This is a genomic window from Curtobacterium sp. Arg-1 (assembly GCF_025643395.1).
GTDB lineage: Bacteria > Actinomycetota > Actinomycetes > Actinomycetales > Microbacteriaceae > Curtobacterium > Curtobacterium poinsettiae.
The window spans coordinates 1368908-1393114 of the sequence record NZ_CP095731.1; the positions used below are offsets into that span (position 1 = coordinate 1368908).

The 24207-nt window shown below is 67.8% G+C and carries 24 protein-coding genes and 1 pseudogene; 11 read left to right on the forward strand and 14 right to left on the reverse strand.

Annotation, left to right across the window (positions count from 1 at the left end; genetic code table 11):
* Positions 1-112: 112 nt before the first annotated feature.
* The 5 genes from MXD64_RS06595 to MXD64_RS06615 all read left to right on the forward strand — a co-directional run bounded on the left by MXD64_RS06595 (position 113) and on the right by MXD64_RS06615 (position 3936).
* Positions 113-1045 carry an NADP-dependent oxidoreductase gene (locus MXD64_RS06595; RefSeq protein ID WP_263137296.1) on the forward strand — a complete coding sequence of 311 codons (933 nt, stop codon included), beginning with the start codon at positions 113-115 and terminating at the stop codon, positions 1043-1045.
* 156 nt (positions 1046-1201) lie between these two features.
* On the forward strand, positions 1202-1915 hold the full coding sequence (locus MXD64_RS06600) for a hypothetical protein (protein WP_031259399.1): 714 nt from the start codon (positions 1202-1204) through the stop codon (positions 1913-1915).
* Positions 1912-2478: an SdpA family antimicrobial peptide system protein gene (locus MXD64_RS06605; protein ID WP_017886516.1), complete on the forward strand. Its 567-nt coding sequence runs from the start codon at positions 1912-1914 to the stop codon at positions 2476-2478. Before MXD64_RS06600 ends, MXD64_RS06605 begins: the two co-directional genes overlap by 4 nt.
* Positions 2478-3458 carry a sporulation-delaying protein SdpB family protein gene (locus tag MXD64_RS06610; RefSeq protein WP_263137297.1) on the forward strand — a complete coding sequence of 327 codons (981 nt, stop codon included), beginning with the start codon at positions 2478-2480 and terminating at the stop codon, positions 3456-3458. Before MXD64_RS06605 ends, MXD64_RS06610 begins: the two co-directional genes overlap by 1 nt.
* On the forward strand, positions 3445-3936 hold the full coding sequence (locus tag MXD64_RS06615; RefSeq protein WP_017886518.1) for a hypothetical protein: 492 nt from the start codon (positions 3445-3447) through the stop codon (positions 3934-3936). Before MXD64_RS06610 ends, MXD64_RS06615 begins: the two co-directional genes overlap by 14 nt.
* A gap of 573 nt (positions 3937-4509) precedes the next feature.
* Here MXD64_RS06615 and MXD64_RS06620 read toward each other — a convergent pair.
* The gene (locus tag MXD64_RS06620) at positions 4510-5529 is read right to left on the reverse strand and encodes a hypothetical protein (RefSeq protein WP_152427206.1); all 1020 of its coding nucleotides are present in this window, start codon (positions 5527-5529) and stop codon (positions 4510-4512) included.
* Between the two features lie 71 nt (positions 5530-5600).
* On the opposite strand from MXD64_RS06620, the gene MXD64_RS06625 reads away from it, so the two are divergent.
* A complete protein-coding gene (locus MXD64_RS06625; protein ID WP_017886520.1) occupies positions 5601-6509 on the forward strand; it encodes a hypothetical protein in 909 nt (302 codons plus the stop codon).
* A gap of 24 nt (positions 6510-6533) precedes the next feature.
* On the opposite strand, the gene MXD64_RS06630 is transcribed toward MXD64_RS06625, so the two are convergent.
* The 8 genes and pseudogenes from MXD64_RS06630 to MXD64_RS06665 all read right to left on the reverse strand — a co-directional run bounded on the left by MXD64_RS06630 (position 6534) and on the right by MXD64_RS06665 (position 13203).
* Positions 6534-6929: an NUDIX domain-containing protein gene (locus MXD64_RS06630; RefSeq protein ID WP_017886521.1), complete on the reverse strand. Its 396-nt coding sequence runs from the start codon at positions 6927-6929 to the stop codon at positions 6534-6536.
* A gap of 9 nt (positions 6930-6938) precedes the next feature.
* A complete protein-coding gene (gene vsr, locus MXD64_RS06635) occupies positions 6939-7358 on the reverse strand; it encodes a DNA mismatch endonuclease Vsr (RefSeq protein WP_081612234.1) in 420 nt (139 codons plus the stop codon).
* 133 nt (positions 7359-7491) lie between these two features.
* Positions 7492-9003 (reverse strand): annotated as a pseudogene (locus MXD64_RS06640) (PTS transporter subunit EIIC).
* 44 nt (positions 9004-9047) lie between these two features.
* Positions 9048-9821 carry an N-acetylmuramic acid 6-phosphate etherase gene (locus MXD64_RS06645; protein ID WP_317629863.1) on the reverse strand — a complete coding sequence of 258 codons (774 nt, stop codon included), beginning with the start codon at positions 9819-9821 and terminating at the stop codon, positions 9048-9050.
* Positions 9822-9996: 175 nt separating this feature from the next.
* A complete protein-coding gene (locus MXD64_RS06650; protein WP_159556582.1) occupies positions 9997-10584 on the reverse strand; it encodes a hypothetical protein in 588 nt (195 codons plus the stop codon).
* Positions 10566-11171, reverse strand: a complete 606-nt coding sequence (locus tag MXD64_RS06655) for a hypothetical protein (RefSeq protein WP_056068139.1) — start codon at positions 11169-11171, stop codon at positions 10566-10568. The genes MXD64_RS06650 and MXD64_RS06655 overlap by 19 nt, the downstream gene beginning before the upstream one ends.
* The gene (locus MXD64_RS06660) at positions 11168-12460 is read right to left on the reverse strand and encodes a DUF7224 domain-containing protein (protein WP_263137298.1); all 1293 of its coding nucleotides are present in this window, start codon (positions 12458-12460) and stop codon (positions 11168-11170) included. Before MXD64_RS06660 ends, MXD64_RS06655 begins: the two co-directional genes overlap by 4 nt.
* Positions 12460-13203: an ATP-binding cassette domain-containing protein gene (locus MXD64_RS06665; RefSeq protein ID WP_263137299.1), complete on the reverse strand. Its 744-nt coding sequence runs from the start codon at positions 13201-13203 to the stop codon at positions 12460-12462. The genes MXD64_RS06660 and MXD64_RS06665 overlap by 1 nt, the downstream gene beginning before the upstream one ends.
* Before the next feature lie 94 nt (positions 13204-13297).
* Between MXD64_RS06665 and MXD64_RS06670 the strand changes: the two genes are divergently transcribed.
* Positions 13298-13726, forward strand: coding sequence for a hypothetical protein (locus MXD64_RS06670; protein WP_263137300.1), 429 nt, complete (start codon positions 13298-13300; stop codon positions 13724-13726).
* A 1-nt stretch (position 13727) separates the two neighbouring features.
* Here the strand turns inward: MXD64_RS06670 and MXD64_RS06675 are convergent, their stop codons facing one another.
* The 3 genes from MXD64_RS06675 to MXD64_RS06685 all read right to left on the reverse strand — a co-directional run bounded on the left by MXD64_RS06675 (position 13728) and on the right by MXD64_RS06685 (position 15653).
* Positions 13728-14321 (reverse strand): hypothetical protein, encoded by a 594-nt coding sequence (locus tag MXD64_RS06675; RefSeq protein ID WP_263137301.1) that lies wholly within the window; start codon positions 14319-14321, stop codon positions 13728-13730.
* Positions 14322-14326: 5 nt separating this feature from the next.
* Positions 14327-14917 (reverse strand): hypothetical protein, encoded by a 591-nt coding sequence (locus MXD64_RS06680; RefSeq protein ID WP_263137302.1) that lies wholly within the window; start codon positions 14915-14917, stop codon positions 14327-14329.
* Positions 14918-15008: 91 nt separating this feature from the next.
* Positions 15009-15653, reverse strand: a complete 645-nt coding sequence (locus tag MXD64_RS06685) for an NUDIX hydrolase (RefSeq protein ID WP_071251815.1) — start codon at positions 15651-15653, stop codon at positions 15009-15011.
* A gap of 40 nt (positions 15654-15693) precedes the next feature.
* Here MXD64_RS06685 and MXD64_RS06690 point away from each other — a divergent pair, with 40 nt between their 5' ends.
* Entirely contained in the window at positions 15694-16686 is a 993-nt protein-coding gene (locus MXD64_RS06690) for an ADP-ribosylglycohydrolase family protein (protein ID WP_263137303.1), read from the forward strand.
* A 147-nt stretch (positions 16687-16833) separates the two neighbouring features.
* On the opposite strand, the gene MXD64_RS06695 is transcribed toward MXD64_RS06690, so the two are convergent.
* Together MXD64_RS06695 and MXD64_RS06700 are read right to left on the reverse strand one after the other, a co-directional pair.
* Positions 16834-17313, reverse strand: coding sequence for a DUF4395 domain-containing protein (locus tag MXD64_RS06695; RefSeq protein WP_263137304.1), 480 nt, complete (start codon positions 17311-17313; stop codon positions 16834-16836).
* The gene (locus MXD64_RS06700; protein ID WP_263137305.1) at positions 17310-17810 is read right to left on the reverse strand and encodes a TlpA family protein disulfide reductase; all 501 of its coding nucleotides are present in this window, start codon (positions 17808-17810) and stop codon (positions 17310-17312) included. Before MXD64_RS06700 ends, MXD64_RS06695 begins: the two co-directional genes overlap by 4 nt.
* A gap of 226 nt (positions 17811-18036) precedes the next feature.
* On the opposite strand from MXD64_RS06700, the gene MXD64_RS06705 reads away from it, so the two are divergent.
* From MXD64_RS06705 to MXD64_RS06715, 3 genes are all read left to right on the forward strand, one after another.
* Entirely contained in the window at positions 18037-18255 is a 219-nt protein-coding gene (locus tag MXD64_RS06705) for a DUF1653 domain-containing protein (protein ID WP_240048599.1), read from the forward strand.
* Between the two features lie 68 nt (positions 18256-18323).
* Entirely contained in the window at positions 18324-21839 is a 3516-nt protein-coding gene (locus tag MXD64_RS06710; RefSeq protein WP_263137306.1) for a TM0106 family RecB-like putative nuclease, read from the forward strand.
* 97 nt (positions 21840-21936) lie between these two features.
* Positions 21937-24195 carry a CHAT domain-containing protein gene (locus tag MXD64_RS06715; RefSeq protein WP_263137307.1) on the forward strand — a complete coding sequence of 753 codons (2259 nt, stop codon included), beginning with the start codon at positions 21937-21939 and terminating at the stop codon, positions 24193-24195.
* The last annotated feature ends 12 nt before the right edge of the window (positions 24196-24207 follow it).

Genomic DNA, 24207 nt, shown 5'->3' on the forward strand with positions numbered 1-24207 from the left:
GTGGACCGCACCCCTGACGGGCGGGAGGCGCGGGGCGGGGTGGTGCCGGGCCTCCAGGCCGTGGGGTGGTCGCGTCAGGTTGCGTCAAGCAACGTGCGCGTAGACCGGGAGGATGCAGGTCGTCGGAGTCGAACAGTTCGGAGGGCCCGAGGCCCTCGCCGTCCACGAGGTGCCGGAGCCGCACGCCGGTGCGGGGTCCGTGCGGATCCGGGTGCAGGCGTTCGCCGTGAACCCGACCGACACGGGGGTGCGTGCCGGGCAGCGGGACAGTTCGCAGGCCTCGCCGCCGTACGTGCCGGGGATGGACGCCGCCGGCGTCATCGACGAGGTCGGGCCCGACGTCACCGGATGGCAAGTCGGCGACGAGGTCATGGCGATGGCGTTGCCGCTCAGCGCCCACGGTGGCGCCTACGTGCAGGAGCTCGTCGCGCCGGTGGGGTCGTTCACGCGGATTCCTCGTGGGACGTCTCTCCCGCTCGCCTCCACAGTCCCGATGAACGGGCTGACGGCGTTGCAGATCCTGTCGCACGCCTCGCTCAAGCCGGGGCAGACGCTCGCCGTGACCGGGGCCGCTGGGCTGCTCGGGAACTACGTGGTGCAGCTGGCGAAGGCCGCCGGGCTCACCGTCATCGCGGATGCTGCTCCGGCGGACGAAGCCCTGGTCCGCTCGCTCGGGCCGGACCATGTGGTGCCGCGAGGTGCTTCCTTCGCCTCCGCCGTCCGCGAACTCGTGCCGGACGGGGTCGATGCGCTCGCCGATGCTGCGGTGCAGCGTGATGAGGTCACGGACGCCGTTCGCGACGGAGGAGTGTTCTTCGATGTGCGGGGGTGGCAGGGGAACGGGGACCGGGGGATCGAGTTCGTGCAGATCATGGTGTTCTCGGAGTACCGGTCGTTCGACAAGCTCGAGCAGCTGCGGCATGCGGTGGAGAGTGGGACGTTGACGCCGCGGGTCGCCGAGGTGCTGCCGGCTGCGCGGGCTGTGGAAGCGCATGGGCGGTTGGAGGCTGGGGGGACGCGGGGGCGGTTCGTGCTGACGTGGTGAGTTGACGTCAGTGTGATGGACGGGAGGCGCGGTGCCGGGTGGTGCCGCGCCTTCCGTCGTTCGGCGGCAACTCTCTCGAATGCCGTTGCATGAGGTATCAAATATCAGTAGGTTACTCTCGTGCACAGCACAGTGGCTGTGTCGGGAGGGACAAACTTGAACATCCAGAAGCTCCGCCGTCCGCGGGTTGCCGTGCTCGGATTCGTGACTGCCATCCTGCTGCTCGCGGCATCGCTCGTCGGTTCGCCAGCCGCGGCGACGGCCGTCGAACCGGTGGCGGCTGCGAGCAGCACGTCGGGCCTCTCAGAACAGGATGTGCTGCTCGTCGACGGGGCGCTGTTCGGTGTCGGCCCCGTTGCGAAGCAGCTCGGCACGAGCATCGAACCAGTCTTCTCCGGCGATGACTTGGAGCGAGTCACGGCCTACGCGCGTGAATCCCGTGAAGGACTCGTCGCATCGAACCCCGATGCGGTCGAGCGCGCTGTGGCCAACATTCGGTCGGGATCGGTGAACTCCGTTGCGAAGGGCTTCGAACAGCTCGGCGGAGCCTTCAACTCTTACATCAGCGAGACGTACACCGAGGAAGAGTTGAACGCAGCCAAGGAGGAGTACAGCTCGACGCCGGCCGTACCGATGTGTGGAGCAGTCGCCGCCTGTGTCGCAGCAGTTGCCTTCGCCGTCTACGCAGCAGCTGCCGTCCACAATGCTGCGGTCATCACAGCGGCCGCTGCTGTCCTCGTGTCCGTGTACGCGTGGTGCGGAGCCTGGACCGGTTGCGGGCGCAGCGGCCAAGCAACCGGGAATGACCGGGTGAAGCAGGAGAAGTTCCTGGCGAACGCAACCCGCGTCGGCCAGACGCTGCCCGCGTGAGCCTGAAGCTCGCCGAGACGACCGTGGTCACGGTGGCGGCTCTTGCCGTGGCCACGGTCGCCTTCGCATCACTCCCGATCAGTACCCACGCGTCGGGATTCGTTGCTGACGGTCTGCGTGCTGTCAGCGAGGTCACGCCGCAAGGATGGGGCTTCTTCACCCGTGACCCGCGCTCTCCGATCACGCAAGCCCGCGTCCGCACCGCGGAGGGAGAGTGGAAGACCGTGACTCGGGGTCCGAACGCGACCCTGCGGAACGCGTTCGGGTTCAACCGGTCGTCGCGACTCGACGAGTACGACGTGTCCCAGGTCACCGGGGCGCACGACATCGATGAACTCTGGTCGGACTGCACCGGAAACTCGATCGCTGAGTGCGCCCAGCGTGCTGTGTCAGAGCGCGGTGTTCAGGAGTGGACGGCCGAAGGCTACGACCTCCGGCTTTGCGGGGAGGTCCTCTTGCTCGCTGTGGATCCGGTGCCGATCGACTTCGCTGGCCTGCAGTACGACGCCTCGACGAAGGCCATCCGCGCGACGGTCCGATGCGATGCTCTGGAGGACCAGTGATGACCTCTGCCGCCACACTGCAACGTCACAACGGTGTCGGAGAGGGCGGGCGAGGGTCCTTCGCGCGGTACGTGTCGGCCGTCAGCCCGCTCACGCCGGTACTCGGGCTCGTGCGATCAGCGATCGCAGCAGCCGCCTTGCTCACGCTCGTGTTCACCCCGACCGATCAGCTCTTCTTCCGGAGCTCGACGTTCCCGACCGGTGCGAACTGCGGGAACAGCACGTCGTGGATGTCCTTGTTCTGCATCGGGTCCTCCAGCGGGCATCTCGAACTGACGAAGTGGGTCGCGGTTTCCGTACTCGCCATCGTCGTCACCGGACTGTTGCCGGCGATCACTGCCCTTCCACACTGGTGGGTGACGTGGAGCCTCATGACTTCGAGTACGGCCGTCGACGGCGGCGAACACCTCGCCTCGAACCTGACACTCATCCTCGTTCCGCTCGTACTGCTCGACCGCCGTCGCTGGCACTGGGCGCCTGACAGGCGGTACGTGGGCCGTTCTTCGTGGGTCGCCGTGATCGGGTACACCGCCCTCGGGCTCTGGACTCTCCAGATGATGGGCGTGTACTTCCAGGCCAGCGTGGCGAAGTTCTCCGTCCTCGAGTGGTCGGACGGGACGGCGCTCTGGTACTGGATGCAGAACCCGGTCTTCGCCCCGGCCGGAGCCGTCGGAGACCTTGTCCGGAGCGCGCTCCAGTGGTTACCACTCACCGTCATCGCGACCTACGGCACGCTCGCGCTGCAGCTCGCTCTGGTCGGCGCTGTCTTCATGCCGCGCAGGCCTCGGCATGTGCTCCTGGGCCTCGCTGTCGCGTTCCACCTGGCGATCGCGATGCTGATGGGCCTGTGGAGCTTCTCGATCATCATGATCGCGGCAGACCTGCTGTTGCTTCTCCGCCCCCACGAATCCGAGAGCGTCGCTCGTGCCCTTCACATGGGCTCACGAAACGAACGGCAGGTGAACCATGTCAGCGCCTGACGGGTCCTTCCGAAGCCCGGCGGATCGCGGAGCGGCACTCGGGGCACTCTTCATCCTGGTCCCCATCGCGGTGATCGGAGTTGCCGGCGCTGCAGCGAAGGGCTTCGATGGACCGTCTCTTGTCGTTCTCGTTCTGGTCTTCGGCGGGCTGGTCTGGGCGATGTCGGTCGCTGCGCGGGCGGCTGCCTTCATCGAATACTCACCAGAGCAGGTCACCGTCGGGTTGGCGCCGTTCTGGAGGACGCGGCTGCCTCGACGTGAGATCGCAGACGTCGCGATAGTGCATATCGACACCTACGGCGACTACGGAGGCTGGGGTATCAAGGGCTCCGCCCGAAGCTCGAAGGGGCGCCTGTACTCGGTCGGCGGCGAAACCGCCTTGCGGGTGCTGATGCGGGATCAGCGGACGTTCGTGGTCGCATTCAAGGACCCGGCGACAGCGGAACGAGCGAGGGAAGCACTGCACGGCCGATGCTGATCGCGCTGAGCGGGATGGGTGTGCCGGTGAAAGACGCGCTGCCGCCCAGCCGTCAGCGGCTGCGCGTTGTTCCGCTCCGCCCGCCGACCCACAGACGGTCCCGTGCGCGGGTCATCTCGACGTAGAGATCCTGGCGCTCACGACATCGCCACTCCTGTTCGATCTCCGATGGGTCGACCGGACCAGCGTCCAGGGGTCGCGGAGCGACATACGACAGGAGTAACTGCTTGACCTCGAGGCCCTTCGCGGACTTGATGGACACAACTCGCACCGCATCCGACGTCCCTCCCCTCTGGTGCTGCAGGGAGACGGGCGGAACGCCCACGGCGCAAAGGCGTCAATGAGGCCCTCAGCCTGACGGTTCGGAGCCATATCACACCACCGTCGGGGCAGCGCGGGAGCAGGAGAGGTCAGCCACCGCATCATCCACCCCACGACGCCCTCGATGTCCATGAAGGTGTCGTCAGCGACCGTGTCCTTGCGAAGTGGGATGTTCCGGCGATGTTCCAGCGATGATCTCGGCGGTGTTCCGGTGGTCGACGTGGAGCACGTTCGGGCTGTGGATCGACGCGATCAGCCTTGTCCGAAGCGCTCCCGATGCGCCGCGAAGTATCGACGAGACTCCGGGCGCGAATGCCAGATGTCGACGACCCGCCCTCGCAGCTTCGCGCGCCAGTAGCTGAGTGCCTCCACGTCAGAGAGGTCCTTCGACTTCTTCAATCTTCCTCGGTCGTCGACCCAGATCAGTCCACGCTCGTAGAGTTCGTCGCACCCGAACTTGCAAGCAGCCATGGCGATCGCGGGGAGATCGTTCTTCTCGTCGTCGGAGCAATCTGAGCGCCGCTTGATGTGGGCTGCAACGAGGAACGAGGATGCCATGGACCTCCCGCACAGAGCACAGACGCCCGAATCGCCCGGAAGAATCCACGTTCGCAGATACCGCTGTTCTAGCCGTCGTGTCGTCGTCACCTCAGCGTCGAGTTCGTCGAATCGACGGGCAATCGATGGATAGTCGAACCCCCCGACGGGCCGGATGAGCGCTGCGGTGTCCTGGTCGAGTAGTGCGAGGACCGGAACACTCACCTCCGTACCGTAGACATTGAACTCACGGGTCCCCAGGGCGCGCACTCGCGCTGACGCCTCGGCCATGTCGGCGTAGGACAAGCGCACTTCCACCGGATCAGTGAAGCTGAACATGAGCTCCCAGGGGCGCGAGTTCCCGTCCGCGCTCCGCTTCCGAGGCCAGAGGTCGTCAGCCAGGCGTTCACTGACCCATTTGTGGGTGATGGTCGCGGCGAGGTAGGCATGGTTCCCCCCGAGGAAGAAGATCGCGTCGCCGTAACGGATTCGGTCCCACCGCGATCGCATCTGGCCTCGCTGTCCCGCCGTGGTGCCCCACATTGGTACCTGACCTGAGGGGTGGCTCCTCTCGAGCGCGCGCCGGTCGTCTGCGCCCAGGTGCGGTGCCCATCGAACGCGATCGACCGGCTTGTGCACGGTCTCGTTCAGGTTGATCCGTGCTGCTGGTCCGGCTGGCTGAAGAATCAGGTTTCCACGGTGAGTCGCGTCGAGCAGATCCGTGAGTTCTGGCATGAATACAGAATGTCCAGAAAATGTTCAGATTGCCAACTGCGCTCGCGGGCGGCCGCGAAGGTCGCTGGCCGATGACCTGGACGATCGAGGTCAGGCAGACGCTCCGACGCCGGGAGCTGCACGAGATAGTCGGTGGAGGCAGCTGGCAGAACGGCATTGCACCCGTGCGGTCGACGCCGGACATCCTCGTCTTCACCGACCCTGTCTCGGGGGCTGCCCACGGGTACGACCGCTTTGAAGGCTTGCGAGAAGACGGGACCTACGCGTACACCGGTGAAGGGCAGCGAGGCGATCAGCAATTCGTGCGCGGCAACCGGATACTCCGAGATTCCGCTGAGGACGGTCGAGTGGTTCGACTGTTCAGGACCTCAGGGCGGAACGCCACCTACGTCGGTCCGTTCACCTTGGGCGATCCCGCCTACGAAGTGCGGGAGATTCCGTCGTCAGACGGTGTGCTCCGCGCGGGCATCATCTTCAATCTGGCACCCTTGGAAGACGCGGCGCTAGAGCTCCTGCCGGCCTATGGCCGCGACGAAATCGATCCCCTTGTCGACAAATGGTCAGCGCCCTCGTTCGATGACTACACGGTCAACCTGCGGCGGACTGGTGAAGAAACGTACGCATCGCGCGTGGAATTCGAGCTTCAAGCAGCGTTTGGTCGATGGCTCACGCTTCGTGGAGACGAAGTCAAGCTCCTCGTGCTTGAAACGACCGACGGCGTCCTTCGGCCGGATCTGTACAACGAGACCACCGGGGAAGTCATCGAGGCCAAGAAGTCGGTGGCTCGGACGTACGTGCGCACGGCGATTGGGCAGGTCCTCGACTACGCCCACGTGGCACGGGTGAAGTCCCTTGATCTTGCGCCTTCGATCCTTCTTCCGGGGCGTCCCTCGAACGACATCCTCGAACTCTGCCACTCGCTCGGGATCACCGTCTGGCACCCGGACACGATCGGCTTTGTGCGACTTGAACCGTCCTGATCCTGACGATCCCTTGTCAGCCAGTCAGTCGTCGTCGGCCAGGAGCGCTACGACCGGCCTGTCAGCTAGAGCCCAGTCCCTGCGGGCGAGCTCGCTACGGGAGCACCAGGCGATTTCATCGTGGTCGGTGCTCGAGATGAACGCTGAGTCGCCGATCGGAACGCTGTAGCAGGCGAGGTCGATTGCCCCGTCGGGGGTGAGCGTTGTCCTGCGGTCGATCATGCGCCCGATCTCGAGGTTGAGACCAAGTTCTTCCAGAAGCTCCCGCGCGAGTGCTTGTTCTGGGGTCTCGCCGTGCTCGATCTTCCCTCCTGGGAACTCCCAGAGGCCCGCAGCTGATCTGCCCGCAGCCCGGCGGCAAGCCAAGTACCGCCCATCCGGGCGTCGGATCACGGCCGCTACGACTTCGACGGTGTGCACCCTCCAGTTCTACCCGATCGACCTACTTGAGACAGCTGAGCTGCGGGCAATGATCAGATTCCATCGGCCGAGTTCTTCTTCGACGACGGACGCAGCAGCTGCAGCGTCTTCGTGTTCCCAGAAACGGAGTACCCGCCAGCCCTCTGACTCGAGGGTCGCTTGGTTCCTCGCATCGCGCTGACGGTTCGCCAGCAACTTTCGGTGCCAGAGGTCGGCGTTCGCCTTCGGCAACTGGGCGTGCACCTCGCAGAAGTGCCAGAAGCACCCGTCGACGAAGACCGCGATCCGTGCACGTGGGAACACGAGGTCGGGCCGAACGCGGCACTGACTGCTCACGCGCCGATCGACGAAGAACCGTCGCCCTCGGCGGTGCAGCTCACGACGCAGGGCGAGTTCGGGCGCGGTGTCCCGTCGACCGAACCGGGCCATGTGCCGCCGACGAGCGTCGTCTGCTTCCCAGGTCTCCACGCTCTGATGCTCGCCTGACGACGATTCGGGCGGGGATCGGAGCGATGGTTTGTGAACGGATCGGCGGTGGATCGCGATGTGGAGGAACGGGCGATCAGCGCGAGGTAGCCGCGGTCGCTCGGACCGACGTGACCTGCGCGTCGAGCGGCGCCTCCGGAGCGACGGGATCGCCGGACGGGGAAGCCGGCCGCGCCTCGAGATCAGCCCGCACCGACTCCGACACCCCGAACAGCAGCGTCGCCACGAACCCCACGACGTACGCCACCACGAGCCCTGACCCGTACCCGAGCAACGCCCACCCGTACCCCGACGACCCGTTCAGCAGCGGGATCAGCGACAGGTCCGAGGCCCCGATCGCGATCGCCCCGACGGAGTGCCCGAGCTGGTCGAACAACCCGACGACACCGCCACCGAACGTTCCACCGATGCACGCGGTGATGAACGGCCGACCGAGGGGGAGGGTCACGCCGTAGATCAGGGGCTCACCGACGCCGAGGAATCCAGCAGGAAGAGCACCACGGATGGTCCGCACCAGCGAGGCGTTCGACCGGAACCGCACCCACAGCGCAATGCACGCACCGATCTGCCCGGCACCACCCATCGCCAGCACGGGCAGCAGCACGGTCCACCCGGTCTAGTCGATCAGAGTGGTGTGGATGGGGATGAGCCCCTGGTGCATGCCGGTCATGACGAGCGGTAGGAACAGGCCTCCGAGCACGAAGCCGGCGAAGGCCCCACCGTTCGCGAGGAGCCACGTGGCAGCCGTCCCGATCGCTACGGAGACGACACCGGCGACGGACATCAGGATCCCGAGCGTGATCGACCCGGCGACGAGGACGGTCACGGTCGGCACGACGATGAGCGCGATGACGTCCGGCGTGACCCGGCGCATGAAGCGCTCGACGTAGGCGGCGAGGATGCCGCCGGCAAGCGCGCCGAGCACACCGCCCTGCCCCGGAGCCAGGGTCTCGCCGAACACGGTGACGTTCGCGACACCGGCCGCGACGATGATGCCGCCGACCGCGCCGCCGAGGATGGGCGTGCCACCGAACTCCTTCGCGGCGTTCATACCGACGAACACGGCGAGCAGCGAGAGGAACCCGGACGAGAGCACGCCGAGGAAGGGCGTCACTCCGGGCAGCCACCCGAGGTTCGTCAGGATGCCGTTGATCCCGGCGATGAGCCCGCAGGCGATCAGCGCGGGGATGAGCGGGATGAAGATCGCGGAGATCTTCCGGATCGCGCGCATGGTGCGGCCATCGGAACGAGCCCGCGCGGTCGCCTTGATGGACGCACCGCGAGCAGCGAGCTCGTCAGGCGACGCACCAGGCCCACCAGCCGCAGCCGGCGGGGCGGCCGCGCGTAGGGCCTCCAGGCCGTCGGCCACGCGGTCGACGAGACCCGGGCCGAGCACGATCTGCAGGTTCGAGCCGGCCGCGATGGCGGCCATCACGCCGTCGGTGGCCTTGAGGTCCTCGAGCGCGACGGACGAGTCGGAGACGACCTCGACCCGCAGGCGGGTCATGCAGTTCTCGACGTCGGCGATGTTCGCGGAACCGCCGACGGCGTCGAGGATCTGCTGGGCGAGTTGCTGTGCATCGGGCATTGCTGTGCTCCTCGGGGGAGGGGAAACGAAAAAGGGAACGGGGTCTACAGCACGGCACGCAACGAGCCGGCAGCAGCATCGAGGCGAGCACGCACGTCGGCCGCCGAGGCGCCGGTCAGGATCACGGCGATGGCGGTCTTCACCTCGCCGTCCGAGGCGTCGAGCGCTGCCTGGACCTCGGCGGGGGGAGCGCCGGTGACGTCCTGCACGAGCGAGAACGCCCGGGCGACGAGCTTCGCGTTCGTCGCGCGCACGTCGACCATGCGGTTGCCGTACGTCTTGTGGCTGCGCACCATCGCGAGCGTGGTGAGCATGTTGAGCATGTTGAGCACGAGCTTCTGCGCGGTGCCCGCCTTCAGGCGGGTCGACCCGGCGATGAACTCGGGGCCGACGACGACGTCGATGGCGATGTCGATGGCGATGTCGGCCTCCCGCCCCGCGGCCGAGTCGGGGTTGCACGCGACGGAGACCGACAGGGCGGAGCGGCGCCGGGCCTCCAGGATGGCTGCGATGACGTAGGGCGTCCTGCCGGACGCGCTGATCCCGACGACCACGTCGTCGGCTGTCAGGCCGAGCGCGTCGAGGTCGCGGACGGCGGCCGCTTCGTCGTCCTCCGCGCCCTCCACCGCGGTGGTCAGGGCGGGGTCGCCGCCGTCGATCACGCCGACCACCTGGCTCGGATCAGTGCCGAAGGTGGGCGGGCGCTCGCTGGCGTCGAGGACGCCGAGCCTGCCCGGCGTGCCGGCGCCGACGGAGACGAGTCGGCCGCCGCGCGCTACGGCTGCGGCGATCGAGTCAGCCGCCAGGGCGATGGCCAGCGGACTAGCGCCAGTGCTGAAAGTAGCTTGCGTGTTACGTGGTGGGCGGGTGGCTGCGGTTCAGTGGTTCCGGTTCCGGTTCCGGTTCCGGTTCCGGTTCGCACAACGGGAGTCAGGTCGCGCCGCGGAATCGTGCGGCTCAGACGCGCTTTGGTTGTGCGGGCGGCCGTCCTCGTCAGGCCCGCGGGACCGGGGAAGCCACGACGGTCGCCGCGTGCAGGTACCGCCGCGACCGACGAACCGCTCGCAGCAGGATCGGCGTCATGATCAGTGCGGTGATGAGTAGCGCTGCGCAGAGGAACCGGGTGAACGCCGAGCCGAAGACATCTTCGTCCGCGAGCCTCGGGAACTGGATGCCGGCGATGCCGACGTAGAGCAGCAGGAACTGGGCGAGGGCGAGTGGCTGGTAGGTGGAGAGCAGTCGTGCGTGCTCGCGTGCTCGGAGGGCGAGGTCGGACTCGGGTGGCTGGATCGGGCTGCCGGTCTTGATCGCTTGCGTCACCATGCGCTTGCCGGCAGGGGAGAGCCCCGCCGTTGTGGTCTGCATCGCGGTCGACATCCCGATCGTCGTTGCGAGGATCGAGAAGGTACCGGCCAGGCCACCGACGGACGCGCCGAAGCCGACGACGGTGAGGACTGCGACAGCGCCCGACTCGGTCGTGGCCAGCAGCCCGCCGATGACGGCGCCGACGACGGCTCCGATCAGTGCGAGCAGGGTCGTCCGTCGCCAGGCTCGCCGTGCTTTCAGTTCGAGTTCCCCCATGCCCCCACCCTACGAGCGGATCGCCCGACCGTGACGACGGCCGCGACGATGACGATCGGTGCGACGAACAGCCAGTAGGTGAGCTCGGTGTTGGTTGTGACGACGCCGGCCCAGACGGCAGGGCGATCCGGCATTCCGCGTCCGAACAGCCCTGCGACGAGCAGGTACAGGACGCCCGGCACGGATTGGTAGCGATCACCGAGCACCGCGCGGCTGGCCACTGCTAGCGCGCAGAACGCGATCGTGTTGCGGATGGTGGCGAGCGAGACAGCGGGGTCTGCGCCGAGGGCGAGGCTGACGGTACTGATCGCGCACACCAGTCCGATCACCACCAGGACGGTGCTCAGCTCGAGCAGGTCGGTCCGTCGGGTCGGAGCGGGGAACGGTGCGCGACTGATTGATGCACCCGCCGCGATCGCAAGCACCAGCGGAGCGACCGCAGCGACGGGGATCATCGCGAAGGGTGCGCCACCGCCGAACGAGGGGAAGAGCATGCCGATCGGGCCGAGCGCGATCGAGAGCACCGTCAGGGCCGTCGTGAGTCCGAGCAGCGGCAGGGTGCGGTGGACACGCAGCCACCAGATCACGAGGACGGCACCGCGATGTGGCCGATCGAGCAATCCGTCAGCCGGTCGATCGTCGCGGTGACCCACGCGGCCTGAGCGGGGACCGGAGCACGACGGAGGTCTCGCAGAACGTCGGGGTCGTCCAGCTCGAGGGCGGGCTCCACCTGGTCGGCGTGCACGATGCCCTCGGCGGCGACGTCGATGAGCCATCGGTCGGCGACAGCGGCATCGTTGAGGCGTTCGGCGTCGTCCTCCTCGGCGCCGCAGTACGCCACCTCGGCGTCGCCGAGCAAGGAGGTCGTGATGCTGTGGAGCACGTCCGCATCGGTCATCCGGACCTGGACGATCATGTTCAGGACGTCGGGCGTCGACGGCGCGTTGCTCGCCCGGATGGTCGACGGCACCTTCATGCCCGAGCGGCCGAGGTTCTCCGCGGCCTTCCGGATCACCGACTGCGAGTCGTCGGTGGCGCGTTGCTCCGGGAAGAGGCAGATCGTGGGCGCCGCGCCGCTGCAGATCGCTTGCGCTTGCGGGCGGTCGACGATCGGTGCCGCGCCGAGGCCGGAACCGGCGGTCAGTGCGATGAGGGTGATCACGACGAACGAGCTGGCGCCGATCTGGAGTCCGAACCGGCGCGCACGGTCACCACTCGAGCGTCGAGCGACCGCGATGACGAGCAGACTGCACCCGGCGAGCAGACTGAACGCCGTCACGATGACCGGTGCCCGGATGTCGAGCGCGGTCTCGACCGAGCAGCAGTCCGCCATCACGAGACCGGCGAGGTACCGGAGTGGGAAGTAGTCCACGGACCAGGTGAAGCCGAGCCAGCTGTACGAAACGAGCAGGCTCAGCGGGATGGACACCACCGGCGGGAGCCACCGCCCCAGTGCGAATCCGATGCAGCTGTGGAAGAACAGGATCCCCGCGAATGCCAGACCGATGAGGGGCGACGGGCCACCGGGAGCGCCCCAGGTGTCCCGACTCATGAGTGCGACCGCGACGAGCTGGAGCAACAGACCGGCGGCCAGCGGTGTCCACAGGTGATCGGTGACGACCGCTGCACTGGATCGGCTGCTGGACTCGATGACGGGCGTCCCAGCTCGGAAGCGCTTCCCTTCCCAGGCGCCCGCCGTGGCCGCGATGCCGCAGGAGAACACCAGGTAGATCGCGGAGCCAGCCATCGCAGCGGGCCAGTAGCCGACGACGGTCGTCTCATCTGCGAAATGCATGCTGTACGCGACGACGCCGAGCAGCCCAGGAATGAGGAGCCACAGTGCTGCTCGGCTGCGCCACGGGATGATCGGGCGCATCAGTCGTCCTCGCTCGTGAACCGCGCGTACGAAGCGGTGATCGCCTCGGCGGACGAGAGGTCTGCGAACGGCTCGGTGAACGACGCGACCGAACCAGCGAACGGCACCCGGCCGTCGAAGAGGACGGTCACGTTGTCGTAGGTCGCGGCGACGTCCTCGGTCTGGTGCGTCGAGACGACGACGGACACTTCCGTCGGCAGGTTCTGGATCACCCGCGCGAACCGCGTGCGCTGTGCCGGATCGAGTCCGGCCGTCGGCTCGTCGAGCAGGATCCACTGTGCGCCGGACACCAGCGCGCCGGCAACGCCGAGCCGCCGGATCTGGCCGCCCGACAACGAGGACGCTCGTGCGTCGGCTCGGGTGGCGAGATCGACGGCGGTCAGGGCGGCCATCGAGCGATCCCAGGCGTCGGCGCGCGACAGGCCCTTCAACCAGCCGCAGTAGGCGACGTGCTCTCGAGCGGTCAGGCCCGGGAAGGCGCCGCTCCGCTGCGGAAGCCATGCGACCCCGCGGCGGTACCGTCGGCGGTTTCGGCGCGTCCCCGGTTCCCCCAGTCCCTCGATGTTGATCGTCCCGGTGCGGGGACGGAGCGTGTCGGCGACGAGTCCGAGCAGGGTCGATTTGCCAGCGCCGTTCGGCCCGAGCAGGACGCTCGCTCCGGTCGGGAACACCGTCGACAACCCGGAGAGCACCGTGTGGTCCCGCCGGTACCCGAAAGTCAGTTCGTCGATCTGTATGCCCACTGCGCCCCCTTGAAACCTTGTACTGGTGTTTCACCGTACAGTAGCGTGCACTCGGCTCGGACAGCCCGGGCCGTCACCTCAAGGGGGAAGCGCAATGGTCAATCTCAGTCGTCGTCTCGCGGCAGCCGTCGCAGGGGGAGTCGTGGCCGCCACGGTGTTCGCGGCAGCGCCGGCGTTCGCCGAGGGTTCCTGGTCATCGAAGCTGACCGGTGTCGCGATCGGCAAGAACTCGAGGAGCTGGCAGGACTCGCACAAGGACAAGGTGCGGACTGCCACGACGTTCGCGAGCTGCCGGATCTCGGGGAACGCGAGCGGATTCCGATCCGCCACCGTCCGGCTCTACGACGAGCGCGGTCTGTTGCCGGACAAGAGCATGGGGTCGAAGGTGAACAAGTGCGGGCGGAGCGACTGGGGCGTGATGACCCGGCCTGATCGGTACCACTGGACGATCACGGCGCTCAACGGCTCCTCGTACGAGCCCGCTCTGCGGCTGTCGGTGTCGCGGGTGCGGCAGGCCTACTGAGTCAGCGCTGGCGGGCGGCTGCTTCGGTGGCCGCCTGCACGTAGCGTCGTGCAGCCCGGGTCTGACGCAGGATGACGGGGGACATGGCCGCAGCCACGACGAGGAGGGCCACGCAGATGATGCGACTGAAGCCAGCCATGAACGAGTTGTCGTCGAACAGGTTCGGGATCTGCGGGCCCGCGATCCCCGCGGAGAGCAGCAGGAACTGGCCGAGTGCGACCGGTTGGTAGGCAGCGCGGAGACGAGCGAGGTCGAATGCCCGTCGTGCGAGGTCGGAGCCGGCCGGTTCGATCGGGGTCCCGCTCGCGATCGCCTGAGCGAGCGTCTTCCGGCCGAAGCGCGAGAGGCCATCGATCGGCGCTTGCATGTCGGAAGATCGGCGGAGCGTCGTGGCGATCATCGACAAGGTTCCGAGAATGCCACCCACTCCCGCAGCGATGCCGAGGATCGCGAGGGTGGTCTCGAGCGCACTGTCCTGCCGGGCGAAGAGCGATCCGCCGATCGCACCGAGGACCACACAGATCGCGACGATGACGGCGGTTCTGCGCCAGGCTCGGCGAGCAACGGCTTCGGGGGTGAGCGGCGCTCCGGTCACGGACGTCATGCGACGGAGGCCGGCGCAGGAGCGCGGCGCTCGTTCTCGGCCGTGGCAGCTTCGGCGTAGCGCCGAGCTCGGCGATATCGGGTGACCAGCAACGGCACGAGGAACACGACTTCGATGACGAAGAGCGCGAGGACGACCCGGCTGAAGACCACACCGCCGCCGTCGCTGACGACACGAGCGAAGTGCGGAGCCGCGACCGCAGTGAGGAGCAGGAATCCCTGCCCCAGGAAGATCCCGTTGAACACGGCGGTCCCGCGGGCGAGGGTGAGCGCACGGTGCTGCAGTTCCGGGCCCGCGTCCTCCGCGAGCGGAACGCCCGAGCGGATGGCCCTGCGGCGGTCTCTCGTCAGGCCCTCGGTCGCCTGCGTGATGATCGACGATGCGTGTGCGCTTGTGGGGAGCAAGGAGAGCATCCCGGCCATGCCGGCCAGCATCGCGACGCACGTGAAGATCGCCAGGGCGACGGTCCAGCCGCCCTCGCCTCGCGAGGTTGCCCAACCTGCCACTGCACCCGCGACCGCGGCGATCGACACGACCAGGGCAGTGCGACGCCGCGCGCGCCGGATGATCCGTTCGTCTTCCTCCACCCACTCACCCTACGAGGAGGCGCGTGACGGTGTTCTCGAGGCGTGCTGACGGTTCCGGTTGACGACCCCGGGGGATTCTGAACCAGAACCGTCACTCCCGCCGATACCGCGTCGCAGGCTTCCCCGGCCCGTCCGCCCGTTTCGTGTCCGTCGCGACCAGCTTCGGCAGCATTGCACGCCGGAACGAGTCCGGCAGCAGGCGCTTGCCGAGGACCGCCTCGTGCAGCTGCCGCAACTCCGACATCGTGAACGGCTCGTCGAGCAGCACGTGTGGATCCGGGGTAGTGCCGTAGACGGAGCGGAGCCGAGCGACCGCGAACCCGAGGATGTCGTCGTGCCCGTGCACCATCCCGCGCGCCTCGACCACCGGCGCGAGCCGTACCCGGGGCTCGTCCAGGTCCAGGGCATGAGCCGGCACGACGTCGAGGTGCGCCACCGACAGTACCCACCCACGGTCGTCCCGCGCCGGATCGTCGAACACGTGGAGCTGCTGCGGTGCGAGCCCGCTCACCCCTGCCTTCTGGCGGAGTGACCGCAGCACCGCATCCGCGAGCCGCTCACCCTCGTGCACGAACGTTCCCGGCAGTCGCCAGTCGCCCTCGGTGGCATCGCGGACCTGCACGACGGACAGCGGTCCGCCCGGGGGGACGGTCAACACGGCGGTGTCCACGGCGACGGAGGGCCGCGGGTAGTCCGTCAGGCGCCGGCCGCTCGCGTCGCGGTACTCGTCGGTCATGCCCGCGAGTTTACGCACACTTGCGCAAACGTGGCGAGTGGTGCAGGATCGCTTTTACGCAATCCCGCGTAAACCCGATCCGGAGGTCCACCTGACCAACCCGCAGATCCACGACCGAGCCGTCGGTGCCGTCCTGGGCTCCGCCGCCGGCGATGCCCTCGGCGCCGGGTACGAGTTCCGTCCGGCAGTGCCCGAGCCGACCCCGATCACGATGACCGGTGGTGGCTCCTTCGGCTGGGCGCCGGGGGAGTGGACCGACGACACGAGCATGGCCGTGCCGATCCTCCGCACGGTCGCCCGCGGCGGCGACCCAGCGTCGGAGCCAGCCCTCGACGGCCTGGTGGCCGCCTGGGCAGCGTGGTCGGTCGACGCGCCCGACGTCGGCATCCAGACGCGCAACGTCCTGACCGGTCTGGAGGCGCGGACCGCCTCCGTCGCGCGGGCTGCGGCCCGGCGGGAGCACGACTCCAAGGGCCGCTCCGCCGGCAACGGGTCGCTCATGCGGACCGCACCGCTGGTGCTCGCCTTCCTGCGCGGTGACGTCGGCGAAGAGGAACGGCTCGCGGCTGCGGCTCGCGCGATCAGTGACCTGACGCACTACGAGTCGGACGCGGGGGACGCGTGCGTGCTCTGGTGCGCGGCGATCCGGCACGCGGTCCTGACCGGCGAGCTCGACCTCCTGCGTGGGATCGACCTGCTCGACCTCGACCGTCGACGACTGTGGGTGGAACGGATCGTCACGGCCGAGCACTCGCAGCCGGTGGACTTCACGGAGTCGAACGGGTGGGTGGTGTCCGCCCTGCAGGCCGCCTACGCCGCGGTCAAGCACAGCTCCTCGCTCGAGGACGCCCTGATCCGCGCAGTCCGCACCGGCAACGACACCGACACGGTCGCCGCGATCGCCGGTGGCCTCGCGGGTGCGCTGTACGGAGCATCGTCGCTGCCGGCCGAGTGGCGTGAGCTGCTGCACGGCTGGCCGAACCTGCGCGCCGATGACATCGTCGCGCTCAGTGAGCAGGCGCTCGCCGTCTGACCGGACCGGCGTCGGAGGCTGCCGTGGGGGGAGCCTCCGCCGTCGGGCTGGTCGTTCTCGTGGGGCCGGCCCACCGCTCTGGAGGCGACCACATCGGCAGCGCGGGCGGTGGAGCGGAGGTGAGTCGGGCCTCCAGGCCGGACGCCGTCAGGCGACGCCGCGCCGCGGACGGAAGATGCCCGCGCGGACCAGCCACACGTAGAGCAGGCAGCCGATGCAGACGTCGAAGACGGCGTTGAGGAACGCGGCGACCAGGGCGACCGCCGCACCGATCGGGGCGGCGTACGGCACGCCGAGCAGCGCGAGGAGCAGCGCGACCGCGGTCACGAACAGGCCGACCTGCTGGGCGAAGGTCGGGGGTTCCGGAGCCTCGAGTTCGGCGGGTGGGGCCAGGCGCGGGCGGACGACCCGTCGGAAGAGTGCGCCGTAGGGGTGACGGCGGATGCCGGCGATGCCTCCGACGGCGAACAGCACGACGATGACCGCGAGCAACACGATGCCGGCGACCCACGTCTCGGGGATCAGCGTGAGGACGATCGTCGCGGCGAGCAGCACCGTGGTGATGGCGGCGCCGAAGCGTGGGGAGCGCGGGTCGATGCCGCGTGTGGGGTCGTTCGTGGTGGTCATCGGGGCTCCTGGGTGCCGGTGGTGCTTGAGGTACCTGTGCCGCGTGTGGTGTCTGTTCTGCCTGTGGTCAGGACGGTGTCGAGGGCTGCGGCGAGCTCGGGTGGGCGGGGTGGGCCTCCGAAGCGGGTGCGAACGGTCCGGGAACCGTCGACGAGCAGGACCGTGGGGGTCTGCAGGACGTTGAAACGGCTCGCCAGGCCGGGGTGCTCGGCGAGGTCGATCTCGATGCGTCGAACGCCCTCGTGGTGGTCTGCGACGGCGTCGAGCAACCGGCGCGTGGCCGGGCAACGAGCACACGTCGGCGTGGAGAACTGGACGAGGGTGGCGCGGCTGCCGAACGCATCGGCGGAGGCGAGGCCGTCGACGGTGCTGGCGGTGCCGTCGGGCGCGGTCGGGCTGGGCTTCGCGCGGCCGGTCCTGGAGCGCAGGAGCAGCCCGAGGACGGTGGCGAGGGCGAGAACCCCCGCCAGCACGGCGACGGCCACGATGACGGTCATGGTGTGACCGTACGTCGTGGTGCTGTCCGCACGGAAGCACGTGTCCGTTCGTGACGGTGCCGGGCGGTCTGGCGGTCCGGCGGTCCGGCGGTCTGGCGGTTCGGCGCGGCCGTCGCGTCGTTCAGCCGCCAGACGAGCCGCCCGCCGGGGTGGGGACACCTGCGCCGTGAACAGCGCACCTTTCCAGCGTCGGCGGCGGACGGCTCACCTGCCTACGATCGAGGCTGTGACTATCGACGTGACACCTGGGCGGTACCGGCACTTCAAGGGGAACGACTACGAGGTGGTCCTGGTCGCCCGTGACGTGGAGACCGAGGAGCCGGTGGTCGTCTACCAGGCGCTGTACGGCGAACGCGGGCACTGGGTCCGGTCGCTCGCCGACTTCACCACGCACGTCACCCGCAACGGGTACGACGGCCCGCGGTTCGTGCCGGTCGCCGGCTGACCGCCCGAGCGAGCGGTGTCGGCGCTCGCCCCTAGGCTTTCAGCGCACCAGAGGACGAGGGGGAGCGCATGCAGATCGGCGTCGACGGGCACGTGCTGCTCAGCCCGAGTGACCTGAGCACGTGGTCGGCCTGCGAGTGGGCGTTCCTCCGCCGCCTCGACGCCAAGCTCGGTCGCGGGGAAGCCCTGCCCGACGTGCACGACGACATGCTCGAGCGCACGGCTCGGCTGGGGGACCAGCACGAGCTGGACTACCTCGACATCCTCAAGCAGACCCGCGCCGTCGTCGAGTTCGACCGCCCTGCCCAGCCGGACTACGCACGCGCCGCAGCCGAAGCACGACAGGCCTTCGCCGACGGCGCCGACGTGCTGTACCAGCCGACGTTCCACGCGGCGCCGACAGCCGACGCCCCCGGGTTCATCGGCTTCGCGGACTTCATCATCCGCAACGAACGCGGCGAGTACGAGGTCTACGACACCAAGCTCGCCCGCCACGCCAAGATCAGCGCCCTGTTGCAGCTCGCCGCGTACGCCGAGCAGATGCAAGCGCACGGCATCCCGACCGGGCCGCAGGTGCACCTGGTGCTCGGCGACCGGACGACCACGACGCACGACCTCGCCGACATCGCGCCGGTGTACCGCACGCAGCGCGCCGAGCTGCAGCGGGTCATCGCCGAGCGCATCGCTGCCGACGAGCCACTGCAGTGGGGCGACCCGCGGTACTCCAGCTGCGGGCGCTGCGCCGTCTGCTCGACCCAGGTGGCCGAGCACCGCGACCTCGTGCTCGTCGCGGGCATGCGCCTGGACCAGCGGGCGAAGCTCATCAAGCACGAGGTGCGGACGATCGACGACCTGGCGGTCCGCACTCGGGCAGTGCCGGGCCTGTCCCGCGCGACGCAGGATCGGCTGGTGCGTCAGGCGAGCCTCCAGATCGAGACGGAGACCGCCCGACGGAACGGCGCCGACCGGCCGGACCAGCCTGTGAAGCCGCGCTTCGAGGTCCTCGACGCCCGTGCGCTCGACGCGATCCCGGCACCCGACCCGGGCGACGTGTTCTTCGACTTCGAGGGCGACCCCCTGCACACCGAGGACGGCGTGCACTGGGGCCTCGACTACCTGTTCGGCCTGGTCGACGACCGCGCCGAGTTCACCGCGTTCTGGGCGCACACGATCCGCGACGAGCGGGTTGCGCTGGAGCAGTTCCTCGCGTTCATCGAGGCCCGGCGGCAGCAGTACCCGGGCATGCACATCTACCACTACGCGGCGTACGAACGGACGCACCTGCTGTCCCTCGCGGCCCGGCACGGGGTCGGCGAAGAGGCCGTCGACGAACTGCTGCGCGCCGGCGTCCTGGTCGACCTGTACCCGATCGTCCGCAAGGCCCTGGTCGTCGGCAGCCACAGCTACTCGATCAAGAAGCTCGAACCGCTGTACATGGGCTTGGACCTGCGCGAGAGCGACGTGACGAACGCCGCGGACAGCATCACCGCCTACGTCGACGCGATCGAGGAACTCCGGAACGGCGACGCCGTCGAAGGGCAGCGGATGCTCGACCAGGTCGCCGACTACAACGCCTACGACTGCCGCTCGACCCTGCGCCTGCGCGACTGGCTCCGCTCGCTGCGCACCGACGACCCGGACGCGGCCGACCCGGCACTCGAGCTCGAGGTCCCGCCGATCCCCGTCGAGCGCGAACCCAATCCGGTGTACGTCGCCCTGGCCGCGCAGCTCGAGGACGTCGACGCCCTCGACCGCACTCCTGACCAGACCGCGTTGGCACTCGCCGCAGCCGCGATCGACTACCACCGCCGCGAGGCGAAGACCTTCTGGCAGGACCACTTCGACCGCCTGCGGAACCCGGTCGACGACTGGGCCGACACGCGTGACGTCCTGGTCGTGGAGCGGGCGTCCGTCGAGCGTGACTGGGACACGCTGCCGCGTGCCCGCTCGCAGTCGCGGGAACTCCGGTTGTCGGGGACGCTCGCGCCCGGTTCGCGGCTCCGGCCTGGAGGCACGCCCCACCTTGTTTACGACGACCCGCTTCCGCCATCGGTCGCTTCTCCGGGCCCCGGGTCGAAGGGCGCGTCGTCGCGCGCCGTGATCGTGGACGTGTGGGACAACGGCGATGCCGTCGAGGTCCTGGTGAAGGAGGGCCTGCCCGTCGGTGGCGAGCCGCACCACGAGTTCCCGGTGGCCCTCGCCCCGTCGGCACCGCCCCGAGCGAAGCCCCAGCCGGAGGCGATCGCGTGGTGGGGGCAGGCCGTGCTCGACGAGCTGCCGGCGATGCTGCCCGACCCTGCGCTCGACCTGCTGCGTCGGGTGCCCCCGCGCGGTGCGATCGTCCCGGTGCAGGGTGACGACACGGTGTCGGCCGTGGTGTCGACCCTGCTCGGCCTCGACCGCTCGTACCTGGCGATCCAGGGCCCTCCCGGCACGGGCAAGACCTACGTCGGGTCGAACGTCGTCGCACGGCTCGTCCGCGAGTACGGCTGGCGGGTCGGCGTCGTCGGGCAGTCCCACGCGACGTCGGAGAACTTCCTGTCGTCCGTGGTGAACGCCGGCGTCCCCGCGGACCGGGTCGTGAAGGTGCCGAAGTCCGGCGCGACCGAGGACGACCTCGACGCCGCCGCGTGGACGCCCGTCAAGAACGGTGCCGCGGTCGCCGCGTTCCTGTCGTCGTGCGAGGGCTCGGGCACCGGCGGTGTCGTCGGTGGCACGGCGTGGACGTTCGCGAACGAGTCGACGATCGAGCGTCGTTCCCTCGACCTGCTCGTGGTCGACGAGGCCGGACAGTTCTCCCTCGCCCCGACCATCGCCTCGTCGGTCGCGGGGACCCGGCTCCTGCTGCTCGGCGACCCCCAGCAGCTCCCGCAAGTGTCGCAGGGTTCGCACCCCGAGCCCGTCGACGAGTCCGCGCTCGGCTGGCTCGCCGACGGCCAGCACGTCCTGCCGCCGGAGTTCGGCTACTTCCTGGCCCGCACCCGCCGCATGGAGCCCGCGCTGACCGAGTCCGTCTCGGCTCTGTCCTACGACGGGCAGCTGGCCTCGATGGTCTCCGGTCGGCACCTCGACGGCATCGACGCCGGGGTGCACCCCGTGCCGGTCGTCCACGCGGGCAACACGACGTCGTCGGCCGAGGAGGCCGCCCGTGTCGTCGCGCTCGTCGGTGACGTCGTCGGCCGCGCGTGGACGGACGGTTCCGACACGCGTGCCCTGACCGACGAGGACGTCATCGTGGTGGCGCCGTACAACGCGCAGGGAGCCCTGATCCGGCAGGAGCTGGACCGCGCTGGCTTCACCGGGACCCAGGTCGGGACGGTCGACCTGTTCCAGGGCCGCGAGGCCGTCGTGTCGATCGTGTCCCTGGCGGCGTCGAGTGCGGCGGACATCCCGCGCGGGCTCGACTTCCTGCTCATGCCCAACCGGTTGAACGTGGCGATCTCGCGGGCGAAGTGGGCGGCGTACCTCGTGCACTCGCCGGCGCTGACCACGGGCCTGCCCCCGTCGATCGCGGGCCTGTCCTTGTTGTCCCGCTTCATCGAGTTGGTAGAACCCGTTCACCTCGCCGGAATGTGCGTGTTGTAGCAGCAAGGCAACGCGCTATGACAGACTCTCGTCCATGCATAAACCTGACGTTGACTCATTAAGGCACCAATGGTACCGGCAGACGGCGGAGTCCTTGATGTCCCCGAGCGTCCTGCCGAAGATGCCCGGGTTGGAGGCGATGCCTCCTATCAGCCGAGCGCTCGTCGCGATGCTCGTCGGGCAGGGGCACTTGCTCGGTGTGGACAACGAGGATCTGACGTTCGGCGGGGAAGTGAGTGCCGATGAAGTTCGGCGATTGATCGACCTCTGGCGTTCCGGGAGGGTTGCTCCGGAGATTGTCGCCGAGCCCGTGATGGCGACCGTGTCGCTGATCTGGGCGGCGGTTCGCTGGGAATCTTTCGGCAAAACGGCGTTGCACGCGTTCCTCTTGCGGTCGCACCTCCTCCGCAGACTCGAAGAGGCTATGGGTGACGGACTTCTCGATGACCGTGATTATCACACCGAGATTGAATCGAATCCGCCTTCTCTGCTGCGGGATTCAGCGTGGCCGGAGGCGCTGAGGGCAGTAGCTACCGGTGAGTCAGCTGATCTCCGGATAGCATCGCCTCTCGAACTTCGCTTGATCCTTGATGACCCGTTCCGTGACTGGCAGGTCGATCGACTCCTTGAGGTGAGCCGAGTGACCTACGCCTCGCTCACAGCAGACGGGGCGTGGCCGGCAAAGTCTGGCGGCACGGTGCCGCCTTGGTTGCGTGACGTTGTTGCTGGTGACGGTGCCCGTTTCTGGCACAATTCAACTGGGTTCGTACCGACTTTTCACTTGGTTCTGGAATCACCCCGCGATGAAGCCGATTTTTTTAGATGGACTTATCGTCCTGCATTCAGCATGGAGTTCCTGTCGGATAACCGGGTCGTTGTTTACATCGTGCTGGATCCCGAAGGTGATGCGGCGACGCTGCCGTTCTACTTCAACTATGAAGATTGGCAGTCAAGCGAGCAACTAGACCTTTTCGCGGCCATTGGCCTTTTGCGTATCGAGGTATATCGGATTGAAGCGGATGGTGTGATCAAGCATCTCTACAACTTCGGCACCACGACTGACTGGATCCTGCCAATATTGCAGCATCGTGGTCGATGGGGTGGGAAGCCCAACCACCCTCTGAGTGAAAGCCTGACCCCCGAAGAACTGATGAAAGCGATTGATCAACGTCAGCGAGCGGCCTTCGAGACAACGGTTCCAGGCTTGGATCCGCGCAGCGCTAATGATGGAGTTCGCGAAGCTTGGGAGCGCCGCCTCAAGGTGCTTGATAGGGCGGCTGACACCTACTCGGTTGGAGGTATCGTCGACATCGAAGTTCTCGAGGAGACGGTCATTGAACTGCGCAACGCTGAGAGTCGTTCGCGTGAACCTCATGATGATGATTTTGGCGCCGAAATCGCGCCGGGCGAAGCCGTGGTCCATTATGGCTTCCGAGAGGACTTGGGCTGGTTCTCAGTTGCCGCGGTGCATCGCTCTGAAGACGGCGCGTATTCCGGGCAGTTTTACGACACTACCGAGACCTGGCGTGAAGATTCTTTCGCCTCTGGCATAGATGATCTCGTGCGACCGCTTGTCCCGCTACAGGCGGAAGGAGTGAAGCATCTGACAGTTTCTGCAGGAGCTGGCGCTTATGCACTTCCGCTGCATGACGCCGCGCTCCGTCTCGGATTTGAAACCGTATCGTATTCTCACTCACTTCGGCGCAGGCCCGCGAGTGGTCGTGGAGACGGCGTCCTGGTGATGGGATACTCCGGCGCGGGCAGGGATCACATACCCGCCGTGGATGCGGAACTGAGCTACGTCTCGAGCCTCTACAACGCGGCTGTGAACGTCGAACCTGAGGCGTGGCGCGGGAACTGGCCAGGTGTTGTTCATGTTGCCGGACACGGTGTGACCGGTATGCGTGAGTACGAGGCCGGTATATATTTGCAGGGTTCATTTATGTCAGCAAGCGGTGTTCTTCGCTCCGTCGATGCGTCGGATACAGGGCTTGCCTTCTTGTCTGCGTGCGATTCGGGCGCAGGTGAGTTTGCGATAGGCGCAATTGGAAAGTCGGTTCCCCTAGATGTTGCTCTCCTTGAGCGAGGATGCTCGACCGTTGTTTCGACCTCAGCGCCTGTGAATGATGTAGTCGCTTCAGTCTTCGCGGTGGCTTTTCATGCGTCTTATGCTGCCGGTGCGTCCGCCTGGGACGCGTACTCGGCGGCGCGAGCAATATTTGAAGCAGGGAGAAAAGACGTGACTCGTGAGTTGAAGGACGTGTTCGAGCGGTATCTGCCTAATTGGCAGACCGAGCTCTCCGCAGAGGCGGAGGCAACCTGGCGATTCTTTCGATTCTCCGGACTGCGGGGATAACGTCTCGGAGTG